This is a genomic window from Pseudomonas cerasi (assembly GCF_027983475.1).
GTDB classification, from domain to species: Bacteria; Pseudomonadota; Gammaproteobacteria; order Pseudomonadales; family Pseudomonadaceae; genus Aquipseudomonas; species Aquipseudomonas cerasi.
The window spans coordinates 1,182,615-1,208,874 of sequence record NZ_JAQJVM010000001.1 but is presented as its reverse complement, the minus strand read 5'-3'; the positions used below and the strand labels follow the sequence as shown (position 1 = coordinate 1,208,874).

Annotated in this window: 23 protein-coding genes and 1 pseudogene; 6 read left to right on the top strand and 18 right to left on the bottom strand. The window is 58.6% G+C overall.

The genetic code is table 11. The annotated features are described in order from the left end of the window. Window positions 1-100: 100 nt before the first annotated feature. The 4 genes from PI739_RS05185 to PI739_RS05170 form a co-directional block, all read right to left on the bottom strand. Complete coding sequence (locus tag PI739_RS05185; RefSeq protein ID WP_003366728.1) at window positions 101-544, bottom strand: hotdog fold thioesterase; 444 nt, start codon at window positions 542-544, stop codon at window positions 101-103. A 62-nt stretch (window positions 545-606) separates the two neighbouring features. After that, entirely contained in the window at window positions 607-1,062 is a 456-nt protein-coding gene (gene sixA / locus PI739_RS05180; protein ID WP_054081895.1) for a phosphohistidine phosphatase SixA, read from the bottom strand. Continuing rightward, window positions 1,059-1,403 carry a DUF4389 domain-containing protein gene (locus PI739_RS05175; RefSeq protein ID WP_003433099.1) on the bottom strand — a complete coding sequence of 115 codons (345 nt, stop codon included), beginning with the start codon at window positions 1,401-1,403 and terminating at the stop codon, window positions 1,059-1,061. The genes sixA and PI739_RS05175 overlap by 4 nt, the downstream gene beginning before the upstream one ends. Before the next feature lie 24 nt (window positions 1,404-1,427). Beyond that, entirely contained in the window at window positions 1,428-2,453 is a 1,026-nt protein-coding gene (locus PI739_RS05170; RefSeq protein WP_003366722.1) for an NAD(P)H-dependent glycerol-3-phosphate dehydrogenase, read from the bottom strand. A gap of 283 nt (window positions 2,454-2,736) precedes the next feature. On the opposite strand from PI739_RS05170, the gene PI739_RS05165 reads away from it, so the two are divergent. The 3 genes from PI739_RS05165 (at window position 2,737) to fabB (ending at window position 6,645) form a co-directional block, all read left to right on the top strand. Then, the gene (locus PI739_RS05165; protein ID WP_054081896.1) at window positions 2,737-4,674 is read left to right on the top strand and encodes an ATP-binding protein; all 1,938 of its coding nucleotides are present in this window, start codon (window positions 2,737-2,739) and stop codon (window positions 4,672-4,674) included. Between the two features lie 221 nt (window positions 4,675-4,895). Next, window positions 4,896-5,411, top strand: coding sequence for a 3-hydroxyacyl-[acyl-carrier-protein] dehydratase FabA (gene fabA / locus PI739_RS05160; protein WP_003316569.1), 516 nt, complete (start codon window positions 4,896-4,898; stop codon window positions 5,409-5,411). Window positions 5,412-5,421: 10 nt separating this feature from the next. Next, window positions 5,422-6,645 (top strand): beta-ketoacyl-ACP synthase I, encoded by a 1,224-nt coding sequence (gene fabB, locus PI739_RS05155; protein WP_054081897.1) that lies wholly within the window; start codon window positions 5,422-5,424, stop codon window positions 6,643-6,645. 147 nt (window positions 6,646-6,792) lie between these two features. On the opposite strand, the gene PI739_RS05150 is transcribed toward fabB, so the two are convergent. Both PI739_RS05150 and htpG read right to left on the bottom strand, forming a co-directional pair. Continuing rightward, window positions 6,793-7,521, bottom strand: coding sequence for a dienelactone hydrolase family protein (locus PI739_RS05150; RefSeq protein ID WP_003366714.1), 729 nt, complete (start codon window positions 7,519-7,521; stop codon window positions 6,793-6,795). Between the two features lie 90 nt (window positions 7,522-7,611). After that, the gene (gene htpG, locus PI739_RS05145) at window positions 7,612-9,519 is read right to left on the bottom strand and encodes a molecular chaperone HtpG (protein WP_003366712.1); all 1,908 of its coding nucleotides are present in this window, start codon (window positions 9,517-9,519) and stop codon (window positions 7,612-7,614) included. A 313-nt stretch (window positions 9,520-9,832) separates the two neighbouring features. On the opposite strand from htpG, the gene PI739_RS05140 reads away from it, so the two are divergent. Beyond that, window positions 9,833-10,093: a hypothetical protein gene (locus PI739_RS05140; RefSeq protein WP_003366710.1), complete on the top strand. Its 261-nt coding sequence runs from the start codon at window positions 9,833-9,835 to the stop codon at window positions 10,091-10,093. 93 nt (window positions 10,094-10,186) lie between these two features. Here the strand turns inward: PI739_RS05140 and brnQ are convergent, their stop codons facing one another. Beyond that, entirely contained in the window at window positions 10,187-11,500 is a 1,314-nt protein-coding gene (gene brnQ, locus PI739_RS05135; protein ID WP_003433107.1) for a branched-chain amino acid transport system II carrier protein, read from the bottom strand. 371 nt (window positions 11,501-11,871) lie between these two features. On the opposite strand from brnQ, the pseudogene PI739_RS05130 reads away from it, so the two are divergent. Then, a pseudogene (locus PI739_RS05130) lies at window positions 11,872-12,015 on the top strand (GNAT family N-acetyltransferase); the annotation flags it as partial. Between the two features lie 99 nt (window positions 12,016-12,114). Here the strand turns inward: PI739_RS05130 and sucD are convergent. The 9 genes from sucD to sdhC form a co-directional block, all read right to left on the bottom strand. Further along, window positions 12,115-12,996, bottom strand: coding sequence for a succinate--CoA ligase subunit alpha (gene sucD, locus PI739_RS05125; protein WP_003316562.1), 882 nt, complete (start codon window positions 12,994-12,996; stop codon window positions 12,115-12,117). After that, on the bottom strand, window positions 12,996-14,162 hold the full coding sequence (gene sucC, locus PI739_RS05120) for an ADP-forming succinate--CoA ligase subunit beta (protein ID WP_003316561.1): 1,167 nt from the start codon (window positions 14,160-14,162) through the stop codon (window positions 12,996-12,998). The genes sucD and sucC overlap by 1 nt, the downstream gene beginning before the upstream one ends. 208 nt (window positions 14,163-14,370) lie before the next feature. Beyond that, complete coding sequence (lpdA, locus tag PI739_RS05115; RefSeq protein WP_003409846.1) at window positions 14,371-15,807, bottom strand: dihydrolipoyl dehydrogenase; 1,437 nt, start codon at window positions 15,805-15,807, stop codon at window positions 14,371-14,373. 172 nt (window positions 15,808-15,979) lie between these two features. Beyond that, on the bottom strand, window positions 15,980-17,212 hold the full coding sequence (odhB, locus tag PI739_RS05110; RefSeq protein ID WP_003433108.1) for a 2-oxoglutarate dehydrogenase complex dihydrolipoyllysine-residue succinyltransferase: 1,233 nt from the start codon (window positions 17,210-17,212) through the stop codon (window positions 15,980-15,982). Between the two features lie 41 nt (window positions 17,213-17,253). Beyond that, window positions 17,254-20,085, bottom strand: coding sequence for a 2-oxoglutarate dehydrogenase E1 component (locus PI739_RS05105; RefSeq protein ID WP_003366703.1), 2,832 nt, complete (start codon window positions 20,083-20,085; stop codon window positions 17,254-17,256). A 259-nt stretch (window positions 20,086-20,344) separates the two neighbouring features. After that, complete coding sequence (locus tag PI739_RS05100) at window positions 20,345-21,049, bottom strand: succinate dehydrogenase iron-sulfur subunit (RefSeq protein ID WP_003343563.1); 705 nt, start codon at window positions 21,047-21,049, stop codon at window positions 20,345-20,347. A 12-nt stretch (window positions 21,050-21,061) separates the two neighbouring features. After that, window positions 21,062-22,834, bottom strand: a complete 1,773-nt coding sequence (gene sdhA, locus PI739_RS05095) for a succinate dehydrogenase flavoprotein subunit (protein WP_003419913.1) — start codon at window positions 22,832-22,834, stop codon at window positions 21,062-21,064. A gap of 3 nt (window positions 22,835-22,837) precedes the next feature. Beyond that, entirely contained in the window at window positions 22,838-23,206 is a 369-nt protein-coding gene (gene sdhD / locus PI739_RS05090; protein WP_003316551.1) for a succinate dehydrogenase, hydrophobic membrane anchor protein, read from the bottom strand. After that, window positions 23,200-23,574, bottom strand: coding sequence for a succinate dehydrogenase, cytochrome b556 subunit (gene sdhC, locus PI739_RS05085; protein ID WP_003423585.1), 375 nt, complete (start codon window positions 23,572-23,574; stop codon window positions 23,200-23,202). Before sdhC ends, sdhD begins: the two co-directional genes overlap by 7 nt. Window positions 23,575-23,935: 361 nt before the next feature. Here sdhC and gltA point away from each other — a divergent pair, with 361 nt between their 5' ends. Next, a complete protein-coding gene (gene gltA / locus PI739_RS05080) occupies window positions 23,936-25,225 on the top strand; it encodes a citrate synthase (RefSeq protein ID WP_003366698.1) in 1,290 nt (429 codons plus the stop codon). Window positions 25,226-25,289: 64 nt separating this feature from the next. On the opposite strand, the gene PI739_RS05075 is transcribed toward gltA, so the two are convergent. Further along, window positions 25,290-25,901: an START domain-containing protein gene (locus PI739_RS05075; RefSeq protein ID WP_003366696.1), complete on the bottom strand. Its 612-nt coding sequence runs from the start codon at window positions 25,899-25,901 to the stop codon at window positions 25,290-25,292. A gap of 56 nt (window positions 25,902-25,957) precedes the next feature. Then, window positions 25,958-26,215, bottom strand: a complete 258-nt coding sequence (locus PI739_RS05070) for a YkgJ family cysteine cluster protein (protein WP_003366694.1) — start codon at window positions 26,213-26,215, stop codon at window positions 25,958-25,960. Between the last annotated feature and the right edge of the window lie 45 nt (window positions 26,216-26,260).

The window sequence follows — 26,260 nt, the reverse complement described above, 5'->3', positions numbered from 1 at the left end:
GAGTGCTCCTTCCAGGGAACACTCAAACACTAAGAGAAAAGATACCCTCTCACAACGGCCAAACCGGACCTGAGAATGCGTCCGTAATAGCTGAAAACACTCAATTGACTGGAGGCTCTTTGCCATGCGGTACAACGGCCACCGTCAAGCGCGAAATGCAGCTTGGCTTGCCTTCGTCGTTGCTGATACGGATGTCCCACACATGCGTGGTCCGGCCTATATGCACGGGCCTGACCACACCGGTGACACGGCCGGCACGCACACCGCGCAAATGGTTGGCGTTGACCTCCAGCCCGACGCAAAAGTACTTGCTCGGGTCGACTATCAGATAACTGGCCATCGATCCCAGCGACTCGGCCAGGACCACGGATGCGCCGCCGTGCAGCAGTCCGAAAGGCTGGTGGGTACGTTGATCGACCACCATGCTGGCCGTAAGGGAATCATCGGTGAAAGACTCGAAGCGAATGTCCAGCACCTCGCCAATGGTGTTCTTTTGAGCCGCCATGAGGGCTTCGATATCGGGAGCCTGACGCCATATGCTCATGCTAAATCCTTTTTCCGGAAGAGCCGCATTCGCGGCGGTCATTCATTGCTCGCACAGACCGTTCAGACGTGCCTGACGCTGTTGAGGCGCATCCCGCCTGCCACTAAGAACTCGCCTTCCAACTCGGCAAGACTGGCCGTGCTCATCGACTCGGCCTGCTGCGGGCTGCCGTGCGCCAGTACCCCGATCAGTTCGCCCACCAGAGGCTGATGGCTGACCAGCAGCACTTCGTCGACACCCAGCTTGTCCAGTTGCGCCAGCACCTCACGCGGGCTGCTGTCGGGTGTAAGCCAGGGCGCGGTGACGATCGAGTCATCGAATGCCAACGACTGACGCACCAGCTCGGCAGTCTGTTGTGCTCGCACGTAGGGACTTGCGATGATCCGTTGCACGGGCTTGTCTGTCAGGTGCAGCGCACTTTTCAGCACTTCCTCACGTCCGTGTGCAGTCAACTCGCGTTCGGCATCACTGCGCGCCCGCGACTGCGCTTCGCCATGACGCAGTACCCAAACCTTCATGGCCTTGGCTCCTCATCGCGCACCGGCTGGGCCGCTGACGGGACATGATGGGCCGCCTCGCCTTCGGGCGCGCGCGGCGCTGGCCAGTCGCCGAAAGGCCAGGGTTTGTGGTCGCTGTGAAAGGTGCCGAAACGACCGATCTGCGCCAGGTACTGGCTGATGCTGTCGCCGAAGTTCATCAGGCCGCCATTCGGCGCGCCGTAAATCAGGCGATAAACCAATTGCACCAGCACCACGCCCGCCAGAATGATTTGCGCGACGTGCCATACACCCAGAAACAGCAGCATCCACAGAATGCGCAGCAGGATCGATTCGTTGTGCTGGATTTTCGATTCGTTCAAGACCTTCTCCTGATCAGACTGAATTCAATTAAAGCCGGTAATCGAAATGAAATCGACGTCCGTCTTGGGCTCGGCCCGCATCAGTGCCTCGATGACCTGGCTGAGCGTACGGCCTTCAAAAAGAATCGCATGCAGCCCGGCGACCAACGGCATGTAGACCTGCACTTCCTGCGCCTTGACCTTGAGCACCTTGAGGGTGTTCACGCCCTCGGCCACCTCGCCCAGGCGGGTGACCGCTTCATCCAGCGTCAACCCCTGGCCCAGCGCAAAGCCGACCTGATAGTTGCGGCTTTTCGGCGAGGAGCAGGTGACGATGAGATCGCCCACCCCGGCCAGGCCGAGAAAGGTCATCGGGTTGGCGCCCTGGCTGACCGCAAAACGGGTCATTTCCGCCAGCGCCCGGGTGATCAGCATGCTCTTGGTGTTTTCGCCCATGTCCAGCGCCACCGCCATCCCGGCAATAATCGCGTAGACGTTCTTCAGTGCCCCGCCCAGCTCGACACCAAAGCGGTCATTGCTGGCATAGACGCGAAAGGTGCGCCCGTGCAATGCAGCCTGAACCGCCTGACACAGCGCTTCGTCTTCACTGGCAACCACTGTTGCAGTCAACGCATGCTCCGCGATTTCCCGCGCCAGGTTGGGCCCGGACAACACGCCGATACGCGCCTGCGGGACGATCTCTTCGAGGATCTGACTCATCAGCTTGAAGCTCTGCGCTTCAATTCCCTTGGTCAGGCTCACCAGCATCTTGCCATTGAGGCGCTCGACGTGAGGCGACAGCACCGAGCGCAAGGCACTCGATGGCAAGGCGACGAAGATCAGTTCGCTGGCGTCGAGCACCGCCGTCAGGTCGGTGACCGGCTCGACTTCAGGACGAATCTTGATACCCTTGAGGTAACGGGGGTTTTCACGATTGACGCGAATGGCCTCAGCCTGCTCCGGATCGCGCATCCACTGACGAACCTGATGGCCGTTCTCGGCCAGCAGATTGGCAATGGCCGTACCGAAGCTGCCACCGCCAAGCACCGCGACGGGTTGCTGTGTGGTCATAAAACTATCCATCCAGAGCCATTCAAGTGGCGATGCCGTCATTATACGGAGCAACACGTTATCAGCCAGCGACAAAGCTGATCTGTTATGCACGCAGGATGGCATCCATCAACAAGTTCGCTGGAAACACGCGCCATCTCGGTTAACATGCGCGCACAGCATGAATCATCACGAATCGGCCCTGCCTTGTGCAGCCGGAGCGATTCGCGACCACCGGGCGAACAGGCATGGACGCATCAATCGAACCACCTCCGCAGTGCGTTGCGCGCGAGGCCCACAGTCGATGAAGTTTCGGCATTGGGACATCAATACCCGCACACAGATCATCAGCCTTGGCCCTGCCCTGTTGCTGACAGCTCTGTTGATCAGCTTTTTTACGTTCGTGCGTATTCAGGACCTGCGTCAGGAGCTCAATCACACCGGGCAACTGATCGCCAATCAGCTGGCGACTGCGGTCGAGCCAGGCGTGACCTCGGGCGATATCGAAGGGCTCAAGGCGTTGATGCGCGCCACCTTGTCCATGCCCAGCGTTCGCTATGTGGAAATTCAGGACAGCTCCAACACCGCCGTAATCTACATAGACCAGCCGCGCGAAAACGAGCAGCAGACCCGGCAGATGGAAGTGTTTCTGGCCCCCGTTCAGCCGCAGCGCACCACCATTCATGGCAATCCAGGCACCCGCGCCGCAGGGAAAAGCCAACCCGCGCAGGGCGCTTCACAGAGTTATCTGGGCCGGGTGCTGGTAGGTATGTCCAGCGAAGCATTCAGCCGACGTCAGCAAGAGATCCTGCTCAAGGCTGGCGTCCTGGCGATGGTGGCCTTGCTGTTCGCCTTTCTGCTGGCGCGCAGCCTGGCCTTGAGCCTGTCCAGACCCATCAGCGCTATGGGCGAAGCCCTCAAAGCGATTCAACAGGGCGATTACCACACACCCATGCCGGTCAGCGATGATGCCGAGCTGGGTGCGCTGGCGCGGCACATCAACAACCTGGCGGAGAACCTGCACCGCGCCAGCCTCGAGCAGCAACGCTCGGTGGCACAACTGATCCAGACCCGGGAAGAAGCCGAACAGGCCAACCGAGCCAAATCGGATTTTCTGGCCATGATGAGTCACGAACTGCGTACGCCCATGAACGGTGTACTGGGCATGTTGCAGTTGCTGGAAACCACGCAGATGACCCACGAGCAGAGCGAGTACGCAACGCTGGCGACCGAATCCACCGAGCATCTGCTGCGGGTCATCAACGACATCCTCGATTTTTCCCGCATCGAGCGCGATGCCCTGCAAATGGAAGGCATACCGTTCAACCTGGCTGAACTGGTCAGCGCCTCGACCCACGCCTTCAACCACAGCGCCGCGCAACGCAAGCTGCTGTTGGAACTGCACATTCAGCCAGGTCTTGAGGCGATAAACGTCATAGGCGATCCGACCCGCATTCGCCAGATTCTGGTGAACCTGATCGGCAACGCGCTTAAATTCACCGAGCAAGGCAAGGTCTGTGTCGACGCCAGGTGGGCAATGCTCGACGATGAGCGGCTGCACTTTACCTGCGCGGTTCAGGACAGCGGCATCGGTATCGACGCCGAGCGACTGGAGTCGATGTTCGATGCGTTCAAGCAGGCCGACAGCTCGATTTCCAGACGTTACGGCGGCACGGGGCTGGGGCTGCCGATTGCGCGGACCCTGGCCGAACGCATGGGCGGCACCTTGCACGCCGAAAGCGCGGAAGGTTCGGGCTCGCTGTTCACACTGCAGATCCCCCTGCCCGTCTCGCGCGACGCTTCGGTGGATATTGCCAAGCCGCTGTCGATACTCGATGCACATGGCCGGGAGCGCAGCATTCTGCTGGTCGAAGACAACCCCGTGAACCGCACGGTGGTGCAGGCCATGTTGCGTAATCTGGGGTGCGAGGTCGACATCGCTGTCGACGGTGCCGAAGCGGTGGCGAAGGCAAGCGCAGGCAACCACGCGCTGATTCTCATGGATTGCCGACTGCCGGTCATGGATGGCTATGAGGCCACCCGTCGAATCAGGCAACTTTCCGGGCTGGAGCGAATCCCAATCATTGCCCTGACGGCCAACGCGTTACAGGGTGATCGGGACGCCTGCTTGCAGGCAGGAATGGATGATTACCTGCCCAAACCCTTCAAACATGCTGATTTACAGCAGGTTTTACAGCGCTGGCTGTCCTTTGAAGCACCTGTGACTGGCGATAAATGTTAAATTGCGGCAGTCTTGGCATCCAGATCGGCCAGCAAAATCGGCTGAATGACAAAATTCAGTGTACAGGTGTACCTTGATTTCACCTGCGCTGTGACTTTCATTACAACGCAACAGTCTATGAGTAGGCTGCCGGACAGGGTCCTGGCGAAAATAACACGCCAGAACTGGCGTTCGGGCCAGTGGCGCCACAACCTGCCGCACAAGATTATTGAGGAGCTCGCATGACCAAACAACACGCCTTTACCCGGGAAGACCTGCTGCGCTGCAGTCGTGGCGAGCTGTTCGGCCCAGGTAATGCGCAACTGCCCGCCCCCAACATGCTGATGGTTGATCGCATCACGCACATCAGTGATGAGGGCGGCAAGTTCGGCAAGGGTGAGTTGGTCGCCGAACTGGATATCAATCCGGACCTGTGGTTCTTTGCCTGCCACTTCGAAGGTGATCCGGTCATGCCTGGATGCCTGGGCCTCGACGCCATGTGGCAGTTGGTCGGTTTCTATCTTGGCTGGCAGGGCAACCCCGGCCGTGGTCGTGCCCTGGGTTCAGGCGAAGTGAAGTTTTTCGGTCAGGTGCTGCCTACCGCCAAGAAGGTCACTTACAACATCCACATCAAGCGCGTCCTGAAGGGCAAACTGAACCTGGCCATCGCCGACGGTTCGGTCAGTGTCGACGGTCGCGAAATCTATACCGCCGAAGGCCTCCGGGTCGGCGTGTTCACTTCCACTGAAAATTTCTAAGGGTACTCGCATGCGCCGCGTCGTTATCACTGGTCTGGGTATTGTTTCCTGCTTGGGCAATGACAAAGACACCGTCACCGCTAACCTGCGTGCTAACCGCCCTGGCATCCGCTTCAACCCGGAATATGCCGAAATGGGTCTGCGCAGCCAGGTTTCCGGCTCCATCGACCTGAACCTGGAAGAGCTGATCGATCGCAAGATCTTCCGTTTCGTCGGCCATGCGGCAGCCTATGCCTACCTGGCGATGAAAGACGCCATCACCGATTCGGGCCTGACCGACGAGCAGGTTTCCAACGTGCGTACCGGCCTGATCGCCGGCAGCGGCGGCGCCTCGACCCTGAACCAGATGGAAGCGCTGGACACCCTGCGCGAGAAAGGCGTCAAGCGCGTCGGCCCGTACCGCGTCACGCGGACCATGGGCAGCACCGTTTCGGCCTGCCTGGCCACGCCGTTCAAGATCAAGGGTGTGAACTACTCCATCTCGTCCGCCTGCGCCACCAGCGCACACTGCATCGGCAACGCTGTCGAGCAGATCCAGCTGGGCAAGCAGGACATCGTCTTTGCCGGTGGCGGCGAAGAAGAGCACTGGAGCCAGTCGTTCCTGTTCGACGCGATGGGTGCACTGTCCACCCAGTACAACGAAACGCCGGAAAAAGCCTCGCGTGCCTACGACGCCAAGCGTGACGGTTTCGTCATTGCCGGTGGCGGCGGCATGGTCGTTGTCGAAGAACTCGAACACGCTCTGGCGCGTGGCGCGAAGATCTACGCAGAGATCGTCGGCTACGGCGCGACCTCCGATGGCTACGACATGGTCGCACCAAGCGGTGAAGGCGCCATTCGTTGCATGAAGATGGCGCTGGGCGACATCGATTCGGGTGCCATTGACTACATCAACACCCACGGCACCTCGACTCCGGTCGGCGACGCCAAGGAGATGGAAGGCGTGCGCGAAGTATTCGGCGCCAACGCTCCGGCGATCAGCTCCACCAAGAGCCTGTCGGGCCACTCGCTGGGCGCCGCAGGTGTCCACGAAGCGATCTACTGCCTGTTGATGATGGAAAACAACTTCATCGCAGGTTCGGCCAACATCGACGAGCTGGACCCGGTGGTTGCCGACATGCCTATCCTGCTCAAGACCCAGGAAGATGCGAAGATCGATCTGGTCATGAGCAACAGCTTCGGCTTCGGCGGCACCAACGCCACGCTGGTCTTGAAGCGCTGGGCGGGCAAGTAATACCGCTTTTGCGACAAACAAAGAAGGCGCCTTTCGAGGCGCCTTTTTTGTGAATGGGGAAAAGTGGCTGGTGTTCTCCGGTATGCCCACGCGGAGCATGGGCACGATAGTGTTCTCCGGCACGCCCTAGGCGCGATAGGTATTCATTCAGCCGAACACTTCTTTCAGCAAATCATGCATCGACTTGAACGCGCGGTTCGACACTTTGGCGTCGTACATCATCATGCCCGGCACGTTGGCGTGCGGATCTGTGAAGGAGTGGAATGCACCACCGTAGCTGTACAGCTGCCAGTCCACGCCTGCGGCATTCATCTCGTCTTCGAAAGCCGGCAGTTGCTCTTTCGGCACCAACGGGTCAGAAGCACCGTGCAGGACCAGCACCGAGCCCTTGATGTTTTTGGCGTCAGCCGGGTTAGGCGTATCCAGCGTGCCGTGGAAGGAAATCGCGGCTTTCAGTTCAGCACCGGTACGCGCAAGCTCCAGAGAGCAGCAGCCGCCGAAGCAGAAGCCGAAGGTTGCGATTCTGCTTGAGTCCAGAGCCACATCCCCCTGGCTCAACAACTGGTCGAGTCCTGCCTGCATACGCTTGCGCAGCAGGCTGCGATCGTTCTTGAGCGGCGTCATGGCAGCGCCCGCCTCGTCATTGTTACCGGGGCGAATCTGCTGACCATACAGGTCAGCCAGCAACACGACATAGCCCTCGGCTGCTACCGCTTTGGCGATGTCTTCGGCGCCCTTGCTGACGCCCATCCAGTTGGGCGCCATCAACAGACCTGGCTGTGCAGCAGTAGCATGGGTGTCGTACACCAGACGGCTTTCATAGGGCTGACCATCAATCTGATAGACCACAGAACGAATTTCGATATTGCTGCTCATTACTGACTCCTGATCGTTGGAGAGATGAAAGACGTGTCGCGGGAACTGAAACAAAAAACCCGCCGAGGCGGGTTTCTTGTCAACCGGCTATCAAACCGACAGTTCTACCAGCAACTTGTTCAGACGGCGCACGTAAGCGGCCGGATCCTTGAGGCTGTCACCGGCGGCCAGCGCGGCCTGATCGAACAGGATGTGCGACAGATCGCCGAAGCGGTCTTCGCTCTGTTCGGCATCAAGCTTGCCGATCAACGGGTGAGCCGGGTTGAATTCGAAGATAGGCTTGGAGTCTGGCACCTTCTGCCCGCTGGCCTCCAGAATCTGACGCATTTGCAGCCCCATATCCTGCTCGCCAATGGCCAGAATCGCAGGCGAATCGGTCAGACGATGGGAAACCCGCACTTCGCTCACCGACTCACCCAGCGCGGCTTTCAGGCGCTCGATCAGACCTTCCTTGTCCTTGGCGATCTCTTCCTGAGCCTTCTTGTCCTCTTCGGAGTCAAGATTGCCCAGATCCAGGTCACCACGCGCCACATCCACAAAGCCCTTGCCATCGAAGTCGCTCAGGTAGCTCATCAGCCACTCGTCGATACGATCGGTGAGCAGCAGCACTTCGATGCCCTTCTTGCGGAAGACCTCAAGGTGCGGGCTGTTCTTGACCTGTGCGTAGGATTCGCCAGTGAGGTAATAAATCTTGTCCTGACCTTCCTTGGCACGCGCCAGGTACTCGGCCAGAGAAACGCTCTGTTCGCCACTGTCGTCGGACGTCGATGCGAAACGCAGCAGACCGGCAATTTTTTCCTTGTTGGCGAAGTCTTCTGCAGGACCTTCCTTGAGGACCTGACCAAAGTTTTTCCAGAAACCCTTGTACTTCTCGGGCTCGTTTTTCGCCAGCTTCTCCAGCATGTCCAGCACGCGCTTGGTCAACGCCGACTTCATCGAGTCGATGATAGGGTCTTTCTGCAGGATTTCGCGGGAAACGTTCAGCGACAGGTCATTGGAGTCGACCACGCCCTTGACGAAGCGCATGTACAGCGGCAGGAACGACTCTGCCTGATCCATCACGAACACGCGCTGGACGTAAAGCTTGAGGCCACGCGGGGCTTCACGCTGATACAGATCGAACGGCGCACGCGCAGGCACGTACAGCAGCGAGGTGTATTCCAGCTTGCCTTCGACCTTGTTATGGCTCCAGCTCAGCGGGTTCTCGTAGTCGTGCGCGACATGCTTGTAGAACTCCTGATACTCCTCGTCCTTCACCTCGGTGCGCGGACGGGTCCAGAGTGCGCTGGCGCGGTTGACGGTTTCCCACTCCAGCGCCGGCGCCTCCTCGCCTTCGGCTGCCGGAGCCTGCTCTTTGGGCAGTTCGATCGGCAAGGCGATATGGTCGGAGTATTTCTTGATGATGTTACGCAGGCGGTAGCCGTCAGCGAATTCCTCTTCACCGTTTTTCAGGTGCAGAACAATGCGGGTGCCACGATCAGCCTTGTCGACGGTGGCAACTTCGAACTCGCCTTCGCCCTTGGAGGACCAGTGCACGCCTTCGCTCGCTGGCGTGCCGGCACGGCGGCTGAACACTTCGACCTGATCGGCTACGATGAACGCCGAGTAGAAGCCCACGCCGAACTGACCGATCAGGTGTGAGTCCTTCTTCTGGTCGCCCGACAGGTTTTTCATGAAATCAGCGGTGCCGGACTTGGCGATCGTGCCCAGGTGGGTGATCACGTCTTCACGGCTCATACCGATGCCGTTGTCTTCAAGCGTAACGGTCTTCGCGTCCTTGTCGAAGCTCACACGAATTTTCAGCTCCGCGCCGCCTTCCAGCAACTCGGGCGTGGACAACGCTTCAAAACGCAATTTGTCGACCGCGTCAGACGCGTTCGAGATCAATTCGCGAAGGAAAATTTCCTTGTTGGAATACAGCGAATGGATCATGAGGTGCAGCAGTTGCTTTACCTCGGTCTGGAAGCCCAGGGTTTCCTTTTGAGTTTCCACACTCATAATCATCAAACTCCGATCTGGATGGTATAAGCCGTCACGGTCAGGCAGCAGCCTGTGTGACAGCGGGTAGTCATCAAGGTGGGGGCTGGGTCGGGGATTTCAAGAGCCAATGATGCGTGGAGCATGTTTCGTGCACCGGTCACAAGGCGAACCGGCTTGCTCGGCGCTCACCGGAAAGGCTCATGATCGGCCCGGTTTCATGAGTGTGTAACGGCCGTGCAACAGCGCTCCCCATTATTGTCGTCACGGGTGGAACTTAACTCGCGGGGGCAGGCTCTTAGGCTCGTGAATACTTAATAAGGAGAAACACCCCATGCGTAAATCTTTAGCCTATGCCTTGATGCTTTCTGCCACCCTGGGCCTTGCCGCCTGTGACAAAAAGTCCGAAAACACTCAGCAAGATGCCAACAAGGCAGCTCAGCAGTCCCAGGAGTCGATGGAAAAGGCTCAGGAAAAAGTGAATGACGCGGCCAAGGAAAGCCAGGAAGCCGCTCAGAAGAACGCTGAAGCCGCTCAGCAGCGCGCCAATGAAAACGCCGACAAGGCGCCAGAAGCAGCACCAGCCACCAAGTAAGGCTGATACGCTCGCAGAACTAAAAAGGCCCGCTTATAGCGGGCCTTTTCATGCAACACGGTTTTTCCTGCGCAATCGTCTAACGCACGGCCTTCAAGCCAGCGCCTCGCTACGCTTGCCCATGGCCCTGTCGACCACCACCGCGACCACCAGCGTGACAACAGCAGGCACCAGCCACGCGAGCCCCTGATCACCCAGCGGCAGATGGCTCAGAACATCGGGCAGCGCGTCGGCGAAACCGGCGCCCTTCAGCGCATCGATCAGGCCAAACACCAGCGAAACCAGCATCACAGGTGCCACTACGCGTCCCTGGCTCTGCCAGAGTTCCTTGCAGAAGCTCAGCGCGACCAGAACGATGCACGGCGGATAAATCGCCGTGAGCACCGGAATCGAAAACTGGATCAGTTTGGTCAACCCGAGATTGGACACCAGCAGCGAGAACACGGCGAGGATAATCACCAGCGTTCTGTAGGACAGCGGCAGCACCTTGGCAAAGTATTCGGCGCAGGCACAGGTCAGGCCTACTGCAGTGACCAGACACGCCAGGGAAATCAGCACGGCAAGGAACCCGCTGCCCAGCGAACCGAAGGTGTGTTGCACGTAGGCATGCAGAACCGCTGCGCCATTGCTCGCACCGGCCGCCACGGCGTGGCTGCCGGAACCAAGGCGAAACAGACTGACATACACCAGCGCCAACCCCACCCCGGCGATCAGCCCGGCAATGATCGCGTAGCGAGTGATCAGACGGGGCGATTCGACACCGCGAGAGCGGATCGCATTGACGATAACGATACCGAAGACCAGCGCCCCCAGCGTATCCATGGTCAGGTAACCATTGATGAACCCCTGGGAAAACGGTGCTGCGGCGTACGCGGGCTCCGCCTCCCCTATTCCGCCCGCCGGCAAGGCGAATGCCGCAATGCCCAGAACCGCCAGCGCAATGATCTTCAGCGGCGCCAGAAAGCGTCCGACGGTATCGAGCAAGCGCCCCGGGTACAGCGAAACCCAGAACACCACCAGAAAATACACCAGGCTGTAGAGAAACAATGCCATCGGGGTGTCGCCGGTCAGAGGTGCCAGGCCGACTTCGAACGATACCGTGGCGGTACGTGGCGTGGCGAACAGCGGACCGACCGCCAGATAGCAGACGGCAGCGAGCGCCCCGCCAGCGATCTTGCCAATCGGACTGCTCAGGGCATCCATCGCGCCGCCGACCCTGGCCAGAGCAATCACGGTAATGACCGGCAAGCCAACCGCAGTGACCAGAAAGCCCAGCGCTGCCATCCACACATGCGGCCCGGCTTGCAGGCCAACTATAGGGGGAAAGATGATGTTGCCAGCCCCGACGAACAGGGCAAATGTCATAAAACCGAGTGCCAGGATGTCCTGGCCTTTCAACACTTTCATTACGAGGGACCACACGGAATCGAAAAAGGGATGGGACGTCACCCATGAATGGGGCAGACGCAGCCCGTCGGCGTAAGACGTGGCAGTACCTTGCGAAACGCCCCTCGTGAGGGCAACGCAAAAACGGCGGACAGGGTAGCCAACTTCGCTCGAAAATGCACTGTCTCAGGGCGAGTCACCCGACAACGCACCCTGAACTGGCAGCTGCAAAAGCCGCTGTAAAACGAGAAATGCCTGACAGACCAACCGTTTCCTGACAGATAGATTGGGCCTCCTCTCTATACCCGGCAGCTTATTTCCATGCCTGACATCACCCATCCGAGTGCGATACCCACGCCGACCCTGTATTCGCCACGCCTGGTCCTGCGCCCCTTAATGAAGCGTCGTGCCGCCTGTCGCGGCGCGAAGGCATGCGCCTTGTGACCGTTCAGGAAGCACAGTTTGTTTGCGGGACCACTCAGGAACAGATATGGGAATTGACCTGTCAGGAATGGCAGATGAATAACAATCGATAGACGCAAGCAGCACAAGGACGCACCGCTGCGTTTTTCAGCGGCCCAAACAAAAGCCACCCGAAGGTGGCTTTTGTCGATTACCCGAAAAGCAAGCGAGGCTTACTTGGTCGGCCAACCGGTCAGCTCGGCCAGGGCCTTGCCGATGTCTGCCAGGGAGCGCACGGTTTTCACGCCAGCGTCCTGCAGTGCAGCGAACTTCTCGTCTGCAGTACCTTTACCACCCGAGATGATTGCACCGGCATGGCCCATGCGCTTGCCCGGAGGAGCAGTCACACCAGCGATGTAGGAAACAACCGGCTTGGTCACGTGCGCCTTGATGTAGGCAGCGGCTTCTTCTTCAGCCGAACCGCCGATCTCGCCGATCATGACGATCGCTTCGGTCTTCGGGTCTTCCTGGAACAGCTTCAGGATGTCGATGAAGTTCGAACCCGGGATCGGGTCACCGCCGATACCGACGCAGGTGGACTGGCCGAAACCGGCGTCAGTGGTCTGCTTCACAGCTTCGTAAGTCAGGGTGCCGGAACGCGACACGATGCCTACCTTGCCTGGCAAGTGAATATGACCTGGCATGATACCGATCTTGCACTCGCCCGGAGTGATGACGCCTGGGCAGTTAGGGCCGATCAGGACCACACCCAGCTCGTCGCACTTGACCTTGGCTTCCAGCATGTCGATGGTCGGGATGCCTTCGGTGATGCACACGATCAGCTTGATGCCGCCGAACGCTGCTTCAAGGATGGAATCCTTGCAGAAAGGAGCCGGAACGTAGATGACGCTGGCGGTTGCGCCAGTGGTGTCTACCGCTTCTTTCACAGTGTTGAACACTGGCAGGTTCAGGTGCGTGGTGCCGCCCTTGCCTGGTGTCACGCCGCCAACCATCTTGGTGCCGTAGGCAATGGCTTGCTCGGAGTGGAAGGTACCTTGCGAACCAGTGAAACCCTGGCAGATAACCTTGGTGTCTTTATTGATCAGGACGCTCATTACTTGCCCTCCGCGGCTTTGACAACTTGTTGAGCAGCGTCGGTCAGGCTGGTAGCCGCGATGATGTTCAAACCGCTTTCTGCCAGTACTTTAGCGCCCAGCTCAGCGTTGTTGCCTTCAAGGCGAACAACAACCGGGATTTTAACGCCGACTTCTTTCACTGCGCCGATGATGCCTTCGGCAATCATGTCGCAACGAACGATACCGCCGAAGATGTTGACCAGAACTGCAGCGACGTTGGCGTCGGACAGAATGATCTTGAACGCTTCGGTAACGCGTTCCTTGGTGGCACCGCCGCCAACGTCAAGGAAGTTTGCAGGCTTGCCGCCATGCAGGTTGACGATGTCCATGGTACCCATGGCCAGACCGGCACCGTTGACCATGCAGCCGATGTTGCCTTCCAGCGCAACGTAGTTCAGTTCGAACTTGGCGGCGTGAGCTTCGCGAGGATCGTCCTGCGAAGGATCGTGGAAGCCCTTCAGCTTTGGCTGACGGTACATGGCGTTGGCGTCGATGTTGATCTTGGCGTCCAGGCAGTGCAGATCGCCATCAGCCTTGATCACCAGCGGGTTCACTTCCAGCAGTGCCAGGTCATGGTCCTGGAACAGCTTGGCCAGACCGGTGAAGATCTTGGCGAACTGAGTGACCTGCTTGCCTTCCAGACCCAGCTGGAATGCCAGATCGCGGCCCTGGAACGGCTGAGCGCCAACCAGTGGATCGATGGTGGCCTTGAGAATCTTTTCAGGAGTGTCGTGCGCGATCTTCTCGATGTCCACGCCACCTTCGGTGGAAGCCATGAACACGATACGACGGCTGGAACGATCGACCACAGCGCCCAGATACAGCTCTTTGGCGATGTCGGTGCAGGACTCGACCAGGATCTTGGTCACTGGCTGACCGTTGGCGTCAGTCTGGTAAGTCACCAGGCGCTTGCCCAACCACTGTTGAGCGAACGCTGCAGCGTCTTCCTTGCTGCGAACCAGCTTTACGCCGCCCGCTTTACCGCGACCACCTGCGTGAACCTGGGCTTTGACGACCCACTCGGTCCCGCCGATCTTGTCGCAGGCTTCTGCTGCTGCTTCCGGGGTGTCTACCGCGTAACCCTTGGATACTGGCAGGCCGTACTCAGCGAACAGCTGCTTACCCTGATACTCGTGAAGATTCATGCTTATTACCGTCTTCGTTTAGGTACTGCGCATTCGGTGCTGCACGTCGGCGTGCCGCACCACCTGTGACCGCTACTCCGGGTGGACTCCGCAAGTGCCGTGGGACACTCATGAAGCCGCCTGAGAGGTCGAGTCCGGCGCAGATTCCGCGGTAAGCCCTGCTTGCAAGGCCAACGACGGGCACTGCGCCGTGGTTTCTCTTGTTGTCTTAGCGTTTCTTGCGATTCTGGATATGGATGGCGCCGCCATTCACAGCCAGTGCAGCTTCATGCAGCGCTTCGGACAGGGTCGGGTGCGAGAAGACCATCATGCCGATGTCCTCTGCGCTGCTGCCGAATTCCATCGCGATTGCGCCCTGCTGTACCAGTTCTGCAGCGCTCGGGCCAATAACGTGAACACCCAGTACGCGATCGGTCTTGGCGTCGGCAATGATCTTGACGAAACCGCCGGTGTCATTGGCTGCCATGGCACGGCCGCTGGCTGCGAACGGGAACGTACCGACGTTGACTTCAACGCCTTCGGCCTTGAGCGTCTGCTCGGTCTTGCCGACCCAGGCGATTTCCGGGTGGGTATAGATAACCGACGGGATCAGGTTGTAGTTCATCTGGGCCTTGTGGCCCTTGATGCGCTCGACAACCATGATGCCCTCTTCCGAGGCCTTGTGCGCCAGCATCAGGCCGCGAACCACGTCACCAATGGCGTATACGCCCGGAACGCTGGTGGTGCAGTAGTCATCAACGTAGATGAAACCGCGCTCGTCCAGATCGACGCCGCTGTCCGAAGCCAGCAGATCAGTGGTAACCGGACGACGGCCCACGGCAACGATCAGACGGTCGAAGGTGATCGACTGTTCGCCGGCAGCGTCGGTGTAGCTGACCACAACCTGCTCGCCTTCGACCTTGGAACCGGTCACGCGAGCGCCCAGCTTGATGTCCAGGCCCTGCTTGTTGAAGGTTTTCAGCGCTTCCTTGGAAACCGCTTCGTCGGCTGCCGGGATGAACTTCTCCAGCGCTTCCAGAACGGTAACCTGGGCACCCAGGCGAGCCCAGACAGAACCCAGTTCCAGACCGATCACGCCAGCGCCGATCACGCCCAGACGCTGTGGAACCTGTTGGAATTCAAGAGCACCAGTCGAATCGACGATGACTTTCTGGTCAACAGGCGCTGGCGGAATGTCGATAGGACGCGAACCCGAAGCCAGGATCACATGATCCGCTTCAATGATTTCGACAGTGCCATCGGCTGCGGTCAGTTCAACTTTCTTGCCGGCCAGCAGTTTGCCGTGGCCCTGCAACGTGGTCACGCCGTTGGCTTTGAACAGGCTGGCAACGCCGCCGGTCAGGCCTTTGACGATGGTCGACTTGCGGCCGATCATCGCTGGGACGTCGATGTTCAGTTCAGAGGTCGAGATGCCATGCACGCTGAAGCCGTTCTTGGCTTCATAGAATTTCCAGGAGCTGTCGAGCAGTGCCTTGGAAGGAATGCAACCCACGTTCAGGCAGGTACCGCCGAGGGCCAGTTTGCCCTCCTTGTCCTGATACTTCTCGATGCAGGCAGTCTTGAGACCAAGTTGCGCAGCCTTGATGGCGGCAACATAACCGCCAGGGCCTGCGCCAATCACTACCACGTCGAATTTCTGGGACATAAAAAAGAATTCCTCTATAGCTGCGAGCTTTAACCTGCAAGCTGCAGGCAGGTCTGTGATGCTTTACAGACGAGCGTTGCAACCTGTTCATTAGATGTAATCTGCAAGACCCGGGCTGTGCGACAGACTGCGCTCTTGCGCAGCCTGTCGTGTGCAGCCCGGGGCTGCGTCATCAAATATCCAGCAGCAGACGAGCCGGATCTTCCAGCAGGTTCTTGATGGTCACGAGGAAGGTTACCGCTTCCTTGCCGTCGATCAAACGGTGATCATACGACAACGCCAGATACATCATCGGGCGAATCACAACCTGACCATTGACCGCCATCGGACGCTGCAGAATGTTGTGCATGCCCAGAATTGCAGCCTGTGGCGGGTTGACGATCGGCGTCGACATCATCGAACCGAAAGTACCACCATTGGTGATAGTGAACGTACCGCCGGTCATCTCGTCGATGGACAGTTTACCGTCACGGGCTTTCTTGCCGAAGGTGGCGATGCCGCCTTCGATTTCAGCCAGGCTCATGTGCTCTGCGTTACGCAGAACCGGTACGACCAGACCGCGATCGCTGGAAACCGCGACACCGACGTCAGCATAGCCGTGGTAAACGATATCGGAACCGTCGATCGACGCGTTGACGGCCGGGAAGCGCTTCAGCGCTTCAGTGGCAGCCTTGACGAAGAACGACATGAAGCCCAGGCGTACGCCATTGTGCGACTTCTCGAACAGGTCCTTGTACTTCGAACGCAGTGCCATGACTTCGGTCATGTCGACTTCGTTGAAAGTGGTCAGCATCGCCATGTTCGACTGGGCTTCGACCAGACGCTTGGCAACGGTTGCACGCACGCGGGTCATCGGCACACGCTTCTCGGTGCGATCGCCAGCAGCGACCACAGGAGCCGCGGCGGCAGCAGGCTTGGCGGCAGGCGCAGCGGCCGGAGCGGATTTCTTCGCTTCAACTGCAGCAACCACGTCTTCCTTGGTGATACGGCCGTCTTTACCGGTGCCCTTGACGCTGGCCAGGTTGATGCCGTTTTCTTCAGCCAGTTGACGCGCAGCAGGCGCAGCAATCGGGTCTTCTTCGCCAGCGCCGGCAGGTGCAGCGGGAGCCGCAGCAGGAGCCGAGGCAGGCGCGGCCGCAGCGGCAGCTGGCGCAGCAGAAGCAGTAGCACCAGCGTCCAGCGTTGCAATCACTTCGTTGGACAGGACAGTGCTGCCCTCGCCTTTCACGATCGATACCAGCACGCCGTCGGCTTCGGCCAGTACTTCGAGAACGACCTTGTCGGTCTCGATGTCGACCAGCAGCTCGTCACGTTTTACCGCATCGCCCGGCTGCTTGTGCCAGGTGGAAATGGTGCCGTCGGCAACGGATTCCGGGAAAGAGGGGGCTTTGATCTCGATAGCCATTATCTGTAATTCCTTAATTCGGTTTCTAATGCTCGAAGGCGTTAAACAGTGAAGGCATCTTGCAGCAGTTTTTCCTGCTGCTCGGCGTGCATCGAAGCGTAACCACATGCTGGAGCGGCAGAAGCATCACGACCGGCGTACTCGAGAACGAGTTCACGTTTGTGGTTGCCCATGCTGCGACGCAGATGGTGTTGGCTGCTGTACCAGGCACCCTGGTTCATCGGCTCTTCCTGACACCAGACCACATGCTGCAGGTTGGTATAAGGCGCGATGGTTTCCATCAAATCATCTTCAGGGAACGGATACAGCTGCTCGAGGCGAACGATGGCGATGTCTTCACGCCCTTCGGCACGGCGTTTTTCCAGGAGATCGTAGTAAACCTTGCCGCTGCACAGCACCAGACGCGTGACCTTGGCCGGATCGAGGGTATCGATTTCCGGAATGACGGTCTGGAACGAGCCTTCGGCCAAGTCTTCCAGAGTCGAAACAGCCAGCTTGTGACGCAACAGCGACTTCGGTGTCAGCACGATCAGCGGCTTGCGCAGCGGACGGATGACCTGACGACGCAACAAGTGATAGATCTGCGCCGGAGTCGTCGGTACGCACACCTGAATGTTGTGCTCGGCGCACAATTGCAGGTAACGCTCCAGACGGGCCGACGAGTGCTCTGGCCCCTGCCCTTCATAGCCATGAGGCAACAGCATGGTCAGACCGCACAGACGGCCCCACTTGTGCTCGCCGCTGGTGATGAACTGGTCGACAACCACCTGAGCGCCGTTGGCGAAGTCGCCGAACTGGGCTTCCCAGATAACCAGCGCATCAGGCTGGGTAGTCGAATAACCGTATTCGAATGCCAGTACGGCCTCTTCCGAAAGGAAGGAGTCGTACAGGTCGAAACGTGGCTGACCGGAGTACAGATTCTGCAGCGGGATATAGGTCCCGGCGTCTTTCTGGTTGTGCAGCACGGCGTGACGGTGCGAGAACGTACCGCGACCGATGTCCTGCCCCGTCATGCGGATCGGGTGACCTTCGAATGCCAGTGTGGCGTACGCCATGGTTTCGGCGTAACCCCAGTTAATCGGCAAGCCACCGGCCTGCATCTTCTGGCGGTCTTCGTAGATTTTCTGAACCTGACGCTGCACGACGAAGCCTTCCGGCAGCTCCATGAGCTTGGCGGACAGTTCCTGCAGGGTCTTGAGATCGAAGCGGGTGTCGTGACGCGCAGTCCAGGCATGGCCCAGGTATGGACGCCAGTCGACGAACAATTCCTTGTTCGGCTCCTTGACCAGACTTTTCACCACGTGCAGACCGTTGTCCAGCGCGCTGCGGTAGTCGTCGACCTTGGCCTGAACGCGGGCATCGTCGAGAACGCCGGTCTTGATCAGATGCTCGGCATACAGCTCGCGCGTGGTGCGCTGCTTGGTGATCTGCTGATACATCAAAGGCTGGGTGCCGCTCGGCTCGTCAGCTTCGTTGTGACCACGGCGACGGTAGCAGACCAGATCGATCACGATGTCGCGCTTGAACTGCATGCGGTAATCGATGGCCAGCTGGGTCACGAACATCACGGCTTCCGGATCATCACCATTCACATGGAGGATCGGTGCCTGGATCATCTTGGCGACGTCGGTGGCGTACTCGGTAGAACGCGAGTCCAGCGGGTTGCTGATGGTGAAGCCCACTTGGTTGTTGATGACGATGTGGATCGTACCGCCCGTCTTGAAGCCGCGAGTCTGCGACATCTGGAAGGTTTCCATGACCACGCCCTGGCCGGCAAAGGCCGCGTCGCCGTGGAGGGAAATCGGCAGAACCTTGTCGCCGTTTGGATCGTTGCGACGATCCTGACGCGCACGCACGGACCCCTCGACCACCGGAGACACGATCTCCAGGTGAGACGGGTTGAAGGCCATGGCGAGGTGAACCTCACCGCCTGCGGTCATGACGTTGGAAGAGAAGCCCTGGTGGTATTTGACGTCACCGGAACCCAGTTCCACTTTCTTCTTGCCTTCGAACTCGTCGAACAGGTCGCGAGGATTCTTGCCGAAGGTGTTCACCAGTACGTTGAGGCGGCCACGGTGGGCCATGCCGATCACGACTTCCTTGGTGCCATAGGACCCGGAACGCTGAATCAGCTCGTCCAGCATTGGAATCAGGCTTTCGCCGCCTTCCAGACCGAAACGCTTGGTGCCCGGGTATTTGGTACCCAGGTATTTCTCGAGGCCTTCAGCTGCGGTAACACGCTCGAGCAGGTGGCTCTGAATGTCAGCCGAGAACACCGGACGGCCACGAACACTCTCGAGACGCTGCATGAACCAGTTGCGCTGCTCGGAATCCACGATGTGAGTGAACTCGGAGCCGATGGTGCGACAATATGTCTGCTGCAACGCTTCATGAATTTCGCGTAGGCTCGCTTCCTCTTTGCCGATGAACAGGTCGCCGGCACGGAAGGTCGTATCAAGATCGGCATTGGTCAAGCCGTAATGATTGATGGACAGATCCGCAGGCGCAGGGCGCTGCCACAGGCCCAGCGGATCGAGTTGGGCAGCCTGGTGGCCACGCATCCGATATGCCTGGATCAGTCGCAGCACTTCAACCTGCTTCTTCTCGTGTTCGCTGCTCACACTGCCGGCGGACACCGGTTGAGCGCGGCGCTGGTTTTTAGCCAGCAACACGAAATGATCGCGAATGGTCGAGTGCGATACATCAGTGGCAGAGCTGCCGTCTGCTGGCAACTTCTGAAAGTAGGTGCGCCATTCTTCTGGCACAGCGTTAGGGTCGTGCAGGTAAAGCTCATAGAGCTCTTCCACATAGGCAGCGTTACCACCGGATAGGTGGGCACTGTTCCACATGCGCTGCATCACGCTTTCTTGCATGCTTGGTCACCCTCGGTAAGGGGACACCACCGGCGAAGACACCAGAGCAATCCTGAAATAGTCGTGTGCAGCGACTGTATCAAGTCACCAGGGATCACGCAGATAGTCCGGGTACCAGCCCGGATGCCCCTGCTGGTCTCATTTCTTCAAAATAAGAGCCGCAGCTTTGCGAGCTACTGCTCAGGTTAAAACTACGGCGCCGGTTGAAGCCTGCGCCGTAGCCACTTCAGTACAACGGTGTAACAGATAAAGCGATGAATCAGACACCGTTCTGCAACAGCATGTTGCGTACGTGACCGATAGCCTTGGTTGGGTTAAGGCCCTTCGGACAGACGTTGACGCAGTTCATGATGCCGCGGCAGCGGAATACGCTGAACGGATCATCAAGCGAAGCCAGACGCTCACTGGTGCGGGTATCACGGCTGTCAGCCAGGAAACGGTAGGCTTGCAGCAGCGCAGCAGGACCCAGGAACTTGTCGGGGTTCCACCAGAAGGACGGGCATGAAGTCGAGCAGCAAGCGCACAGGATGCACTCGTACAGACCATCGAGCTTTTCGCGCTCTTCCGGTGTTTGCAGACGTTCGATGGCCGGAGCCGGCGTGTCGTTCTGCAGGAACGGCTTCACCTTCTCGTACTGCTTGTAGAAGATGCTCATATCGACGACCAGGTCACGAATAACCGGCAAACCAGGCAGCGGACGTACGATCAGCTTGTTCTTGGCAACGACAGCCGACAGCGGCGTGATGCAGGCCAGGCCGTTCTTGCCGTTGATATTCATGCCGTCGGAACCGCAAACGCCTTCACGGCATGAGCGACGATAAGAGAACCCTTGATCCTGTTCTTTGACCAGGGCGAGCACGTCCAGCACCATCAGGTCCTTGCCACCGGTATCGACCTGAAACTCCTGCATGAACGGCGCGGCGTCCTGCTCAGGGTTGTAACGATAAACACTGACTTGCAACATATCGGCCACCCCTTAATAAGTCCGAATCTTGGGTTCAAAAGTCGGAACAGTCTTCGGCGAGAAGTTCACGGCACGCTTGGTCACGCGCTTGTCACCCGGGAAATACAGGGTGTGGCACAACCAGTTCTCGTCGTCGCGATCTTCGAAGTCTTCGCGAGCGTGAGCGCCGCGGGACTCTTTACGATGCTCCGCAGCAATCGCCGTGGCTTCGGCAACTTCCAGCAGGTTTTGCAGTTCAAGCGCTTCGATACGGGCGGTGTTGAACGCCTGGCTCTTGTCGTTGATCTTGACGTTGGCGATACGCACGCGCAGATCAGCCAGCTGGGCAATACCCTTCTGCATGTATTCGCCAGTACGGAATACACCGAAGTAGTTCTGCATGCAGCTCTGCAGTTCTTTACGCAGCGACGCAACGTCTTCACCAGTGGTGCGTTCGTTCAGGCCGGCAAGGCGCGCGAGGGCAGCATCGATGTCGGACTCGGAAGCGCGCGCATAATCGACGCCTTCACGCAGCGCCTGCTCGAGGTGGATACCCGCAGCGCGGCCGAACACCACCAGATCGAGCAGCGAGTTGCCGCCCAGACGGTTTGCGCCGTGAACCGATACGCAAGCCACTTCACCTACCGCGAACAGACCTGGAATGATCTGATCGACGCCCGCCGCATCCTGAGTGATCGCCTGACCATGAATGTTGGTGGCAACGCCGCCCATCATATAGTGGCAGGTTGGTACGACAGGGATCGGAGCGGTCGCAGGATCGACGTGAGCAAAGGTCTTGGACAGCTCCATGATCCCTGGCAGACGGCTGTGCAGCACTTCTTCGCCAAGGTGATCGAGCTTGAGCATCACGTGATCGCCATCGGGACCACAGCCGTTACCGGCAATGATTTCCTTGACCATGGAACGTGCCACAACGTCACGACCGGCAAGGTCCTTGGCGTTCGGAGCATAACGCTCCATGAAACGCTCACCGTGCTTGTTGATCAGGTAACCGCCTTCACCGCGGCAACCTTCGGTGACCAGTACACCTGCACCGGCAATACCGGTCGGGTGGAACTGCCACATTTCGATGTCCTGAACAGGTACACCGGCACGCAGCGCCATGCCGATACCGTCACCGGTATTGATCAGGGCATTGGTGGTCGACGAGTAGATACGGCCTGCACCGCCAGTCGCCAGCACGGTTGCATTGGCGCGGATGTACGAGGTTTCGCCTGTCTCGATGCAGATTGCGATGATGCCGACAAAGGCGCCGTCGTTGTTCTTTACCAGATCCACTGCATAGTATTCGTTGAGGAATACAGTGCCTGCCTTCAGGTTGGCCTGATACAGGGTGTGCAGCAGTGCGTGACCGGTACGGTCGGCGGCAGCGCAGGTACGGGCAGCCTGCCCGCCCTTGCCGAAGTCCTTGGACTGGCCACCGAACGGACGCTGGTATATACGGCCCTGCTCGGTACGGGAGAACGGCAGGCCCATGTGCTCGAGCTCGAAGACCGCTTCCGGACCTACGGAACACATGTATTCGATAGCGTCCTGGTCACCGATGTAGTCGGAGCCCTTGACGGTATCGTACATGTGCCAGCGCCAGTCATCGTTCGGATCGGCGGAGGCGATTGCACAGGTGATGCCGCCCTGCGCGGATACGGTGTGCGAGCGGGTCGGGAAAACCTTGGTGACCACGGCAGTCTTGTGACCGCCCTGGGCGAGCTGCAGCGCAGCGCGCATGCCGGCACCGCCACCACCAATGATGATGGCGTCGAAAGAAAGCGCATTAATGTTAGCCATGGATCAGATACCCCAAAGAATCTGCACGCCCCAGACGAAGTAGGCGAACATCAGAACGCCGCATACCGCCTGGAACAGGAAACGTACTGCAGTTGCGGACTTGCCCAGCGCCATCGGCGTCAGGTAGTCGGTCGCGATGGTCCACATGCCGACCCAGGCGTGGGCGCCAAGGGCAACGAGGGCCAGGAGACTGAAGATACGCATTCCGTTGTGAGCGAACAGACCATGCCATTGGGCGTAGCTCAGACCCGGGTGAAAGACCATGTAACCGATCAGAAAAATGAAATAAGCCGCGAGCACGACTGCGGAGACACGCTGAGCCATCCAGTCATAGAGGCCCGAACGCGACAGGTTGGTGACGTTGGTTACCATATCCATACTCCCGCCAGAAGAATCAGAATCACGGAAACCGCGATAACGATTTTGGAGCCCAGCTTTCCGCCTTCAAGCGTCTCGCCTACCCCCGAGTCCATGATGAGGTGACGAATACCGGCCACCAGGTGGTACAGCAGGGCAGACAGAAGTCCCCAGATGATCAGCTTGGCCAGCGGACTGGTCATATACGCCTTGACTTCACCAAATCCCTCTTCGGAGGCCAGCGACTTGTCCATTGCATACAGCATGATTGCAATACCGACAAAGAGGATGACACCGGAGATGCGGTGAAGGATGGACGTGTAAGCGGTGACTGGGAGCTTGATGGTCCTTAGGTCTAGATTTACAGGTCGTTGGCTATTCACGGCTTTTTTTCACACTGAAGAGCCCCTAACAATCAGGGCAAGTTGTTGGGAAGTGCACTGGTCAGGTACCCACCACCCAGGAAGTGACGACCCCCTTGAAACAGGCCAAAAGCCTCTGGCGGTCGGACGCCGAGTATAGACAGTTAGGTTACTAATGACAACGCGCAGACGTACCGCCAATAGCGGATTGCGTTGCCGCGACAAAAGGCGTAAATGGCAGTAAACCGTCTGAAAAATCCACGGCCGAGCCCTTGCGGAACACGACTTTAGGCAAATTGACTTTAGAATTTATCTCACTATAGTGATGCGGGCCCTGCGTGGGGGGCCTGTCTGATGATTTGAAGCATAAATAGGAGGCCACATGGCTGACAAAAAAGCGCAGTTGATCATCGAGGGCGCTGCCCCCGTCGAGCTGCCAATTCTGACCGGTACAGTGGGTCCGGACGTGATCGACGTACGCGGCCTGACCGCCACCGGCCGCTTCACATTTGACCCTGGTTTCATGTCCACGGCCTCTTGCGATTCGAAGATCACCTACATCGATGGTGATAATGGCATTCTGCTACACCGCGGCTACCCGATCGAACAACTGGCCGAGCAGTCCGACTACCTCGAGACCTGCTACCTGCTGCTCAACGGTGAACTGCCCACCGCCGAGCAGAAAGCCCAGTTCGTGGCCGTGGTCAAGAACCACACGATGGTTCACGAACAACTCAAGACCTTCTTCAACGGTTTCCGCCGTGACGCCCACCCGATGGCCGTCATGTGTGGCGTAGTCGGCGCCCTGTCGGCGTTCTACCACGACTCGCTGGACATCAATAACCCGCAGCACCGCGAGATTTCCGCAGTCCGTCTGGTCGCCAAGATGCCGACCTTGGCAGCGATGGTCTACAAGTACTCCATGGGTCAACCCATGATGTACCCGCGCAACGACCTCAGCTACGCGGAAAACTTCCTGCACATGATGTTCAACACCCCGTGCGAGATCAAACCGATCAGCCCGGTGCTGGCCAAGGCGATGGACAAGATCTTCATCCTCCACGCCGATCACGAGCAGAACGCGTCGACCTCCACCGTACGCATGGCGGGCTCTTCGGGTGCCAACCCGTTCGCCTGTATCGCAGCCGGTATCGCAGCGCTCTGGGGCCCTGCCCACGGCGGCGCCAACGAAGCGGTACTGACCATGCTCGATGAAATCGGCGACGTGTCGAACATCGACACGTTCATTGCCAAGGCCAAGGACAAGAACGATCCGTTCAAGCTCATGGGCTTCGGTCACCGCGTGTACAAGAACCGTGACCCGCGCGCCACCGTAATGAAGCAGACCTGCGACGAAGTATTGAAAGAACTGGGCATCACCAACGATCCTCAACTCGAACTGGCCATGCGCCTCGAAGAGATCGCCCTGACCGACCCGTACTTCATCGAGCGCTCGCTGTACCCGAACGTCGACTTCTACTCGGGCATTATCCTCAAGGCCATCGGCATTCCGACCAGCATGTTCACCGTGATCTTCGCCCTGGCGCGGACTGTCGGCTGGATCTCGCACTGGAAGGAAATGCTCTCCAGCCCCTACAAGATCGGTCGCCCTCGCCAGCTGTACACCGGCAACGTGCAACGCGACATCGTCGCCCTGCAAGACCGCAAGTAAGCGCCACACGCAAAAAAAGGGCTGCCATTGGCAGCCCTTTTTTGTGCGCGCTATCCGATGCACATCATGGGGTTTGCGCAGCACGCTCCCTGAGGGCTTTCAAGGTGTTGAACGGCGCATCGACAACGAACTTGTTGGCCAGCATAGAAGGCACACTGCCACCCGGCTCGGTGTGAACCTGATAGGTCACTTCAGTCTGGTTCGGCCCTTTGGGCACCATTTTCCAGAAGCCCTTGACCTCGGTTACGCGCACATAGCCCTTTTCTTCGGGGATGTACGAAGGCTGCTCTTCAAGATTACGGGTAACACTCCCGTCAGGGCCTTCCTGAGTGGTGATCAACAGCACAGAATCGCGAGGCGTCACTGGCCAGGGAGTGTTGAACTGGCTGTAGGTCCAGGTCTTGTTGCCTTCGTGCTTGAGCACTTTCTGCAACTTGCACTCATGAATCCAGGCGCAGGCGCCCGTGACATCCTCCTGAAGCGCGCGCAACTTGCTCACGCTGGCATTGATCAGCGCAATGCCCTGATAAGCCTTGTAATCAGACCCGGGCACGTCGCTCAACGAAACCTTGATGCCCTCCTGATTCTTGACCTCTTTCCACTCTTCAGCCTGCGCCGTTCCGGCAAGCATTACAGTCAAACCACAAGCAACAGCCATGCGATACAGCGGACCCATTGTTTTATTCCTTGTTTTGAAGTTCCGAAGAAGCATTTGTGCTCGAAAACACTTTTTCAGGCCACCGCAGTGGCTTTTTCCCACCAACCGATCAGGCGAATGGCATCCGCCTGGTCGACACCGCAGACATCCTCTGCCGCCTTGAACTGACTGCATACGGCGGGCCGCTCAGCCCTGCCAAACAAGGCGCACAAAAACTCGACCGACAGGTGCAGACAACGCTCGCCTGCAGGCTTTCCGTCGGGCATACCGGGTATGGGAGACGTTATGGAAGGCGCTATGCAGCACGCTCCACAACCGGAACGGCAGTCCATGACCAGACACCCTTTTGTGAAAATTGAAAAAGAGGAAGGATATTA

Excerpts from the sequence above, each read along its gene's own strand:
- PI739_RS05185 (WP_003366728.1), bottom strand. The coding sequence starts at position 544 with ATGAGCATATGGCGTCAGGCTCCCGATATCGAAGCCCTCATGGCGGCT.
- sixA (WP_054081895.1), bottom strand. The coding sequence starts at position 1,062 with ATGAAGGTTTGGGTACTGCGTCATGGCGAAGCGCAGTCGCGGGCGCGC.
- PI739_RS05170 (WP_003366722.1), bottom strand. The coding sequence starts at position 2,453 with ATGACCACACAGCAACCCGTCGCGGTGCTTGGCGGTGGCAGCTTCGGT.
- PI739_RS05165 (WP_054081896.1), top strand. The coding sequence starts at position 2,737 with ATGAAGTTTCGGCATTGGGACATCAATACCCGCACACAGATCATCAGC.
- fabA (WP_003316569.1), top strand. The coding sequence starts at position 4,896 with ATGACCAAACAACACGCCTTTACCCGGGAAGACCTGCTGCGCTGCAGT.
- fabB (WP_054081897.1), top strand. The coding sequence starts at position 5,422 with ATGCGCCGCGTCGTTATCACTGGTCTGGGTATTGTTTCCTGCTTGGGC.
- PI739_RS05150 (WP_003366714.1), bottom strand. The coding sequence starts at position 7,521 with ATGAGCAGCAATATCGAAATTCGTTCTGTGGTCTATCAGATTGATGGT.
- htpG (WP_003366712.1), bottom strand. The coding sequence starts at position 9,519 with ATGAGTGTGGAAACTCAAAAGGAAACCCTGGGCTTCCAGACCGAGGTA.
- PI739_RS05140 (WP_003366710.1), top strand. The coding sequence starts at position 9,833 with ATGCGTAAATCTTTAGCCTATGCCTTGATGCTTTCTGCCACCCTGGGC.
- brnQ (WP_003433107.1), bottom strand. The coding sequence starts at position 11,500 with ATGAAAGTGTTGAAAGGCCAGGACATCCTGGCACTCGGTTTTATGACA.
- sucD (WP_003316562.1), bottom strand. The coding sequence starts at position 12,996 with ATGAGCGTCCTGATCAATAAAGACACCAAGGTTATCTGCCAGGGTTTC.
- sucC (WP_003316561.1), bottom strand. The coding sequence starts at position 14,162 with ATGAATCTTCACGAGTATCAGGGTAAGCAGCTGTTCGCTGAGTACGGC.
- lpdA (WP_003409846.1), bottom strand. The coding sequence starts at position 15,807 with ATGTCCCAGAAATTCGACGTGGTAGTGATTGGCGCAGGCCCTGGCGGT.
- odhB (WP_003433108.1), bottom strand. The coding sequence starts at position 17,212 with ATGGCTATCGAGATCAAAGCCCCCTCTTTCCCGGAATCCGTTGCCGAC.
- PI739_RS05105 (WP_003366703.1), bottom strand. The coding sequence starts at position 20,085 with ATGCAAGAAAGCGTGATGCAGCGCATGTGGAACAGTGCCCACCTATCC.
- PI739_RS05100 (WP_003343563.1), bottom strand. The coding sequence starts at position 21,049 with ATGTTGCAAGTCAGTGTTTATCGTTACAACCCTGAGCAGGACGCCGCG.
- sdhA (WP_003419913.1), bottom strand. The coding sequence starts at position 22,834 with ATGGCTAACATTAATGCGCTTTCTTTCGACGCCATCATCATTGGTGGT.
- sdhD (WP_003316551.1), bottom strand. The coding sequence starts at position 23,206 with ATGGTAACCAACGTCACCAACCTGTCGCGTTCGGGCCTCTATGACTGG.
- gltA (WP_003366698.1), top strand. The coding sequence starts at position 23,936 with ATGGCTGACAAAAAAGCGCAGTTGATCATCGAGGGCGCTGCCCCCGTC.
- PI739_RS05075 (WP_003366696.1), bottom strand. The coding sequence starts at position 25,901 with ATGGGTCCGCTGTATCGCATGGCTGTTGCTTGTGGTTTGACTGTAATG.
- PI739_RS05070 (WP_003366694.1), bottom strand. The coding sequence starts at position 26,215 with ATGGACTGCCGTTCCGGTTGTGGAGCGTGCTGCATAGCGCCTTCCATA.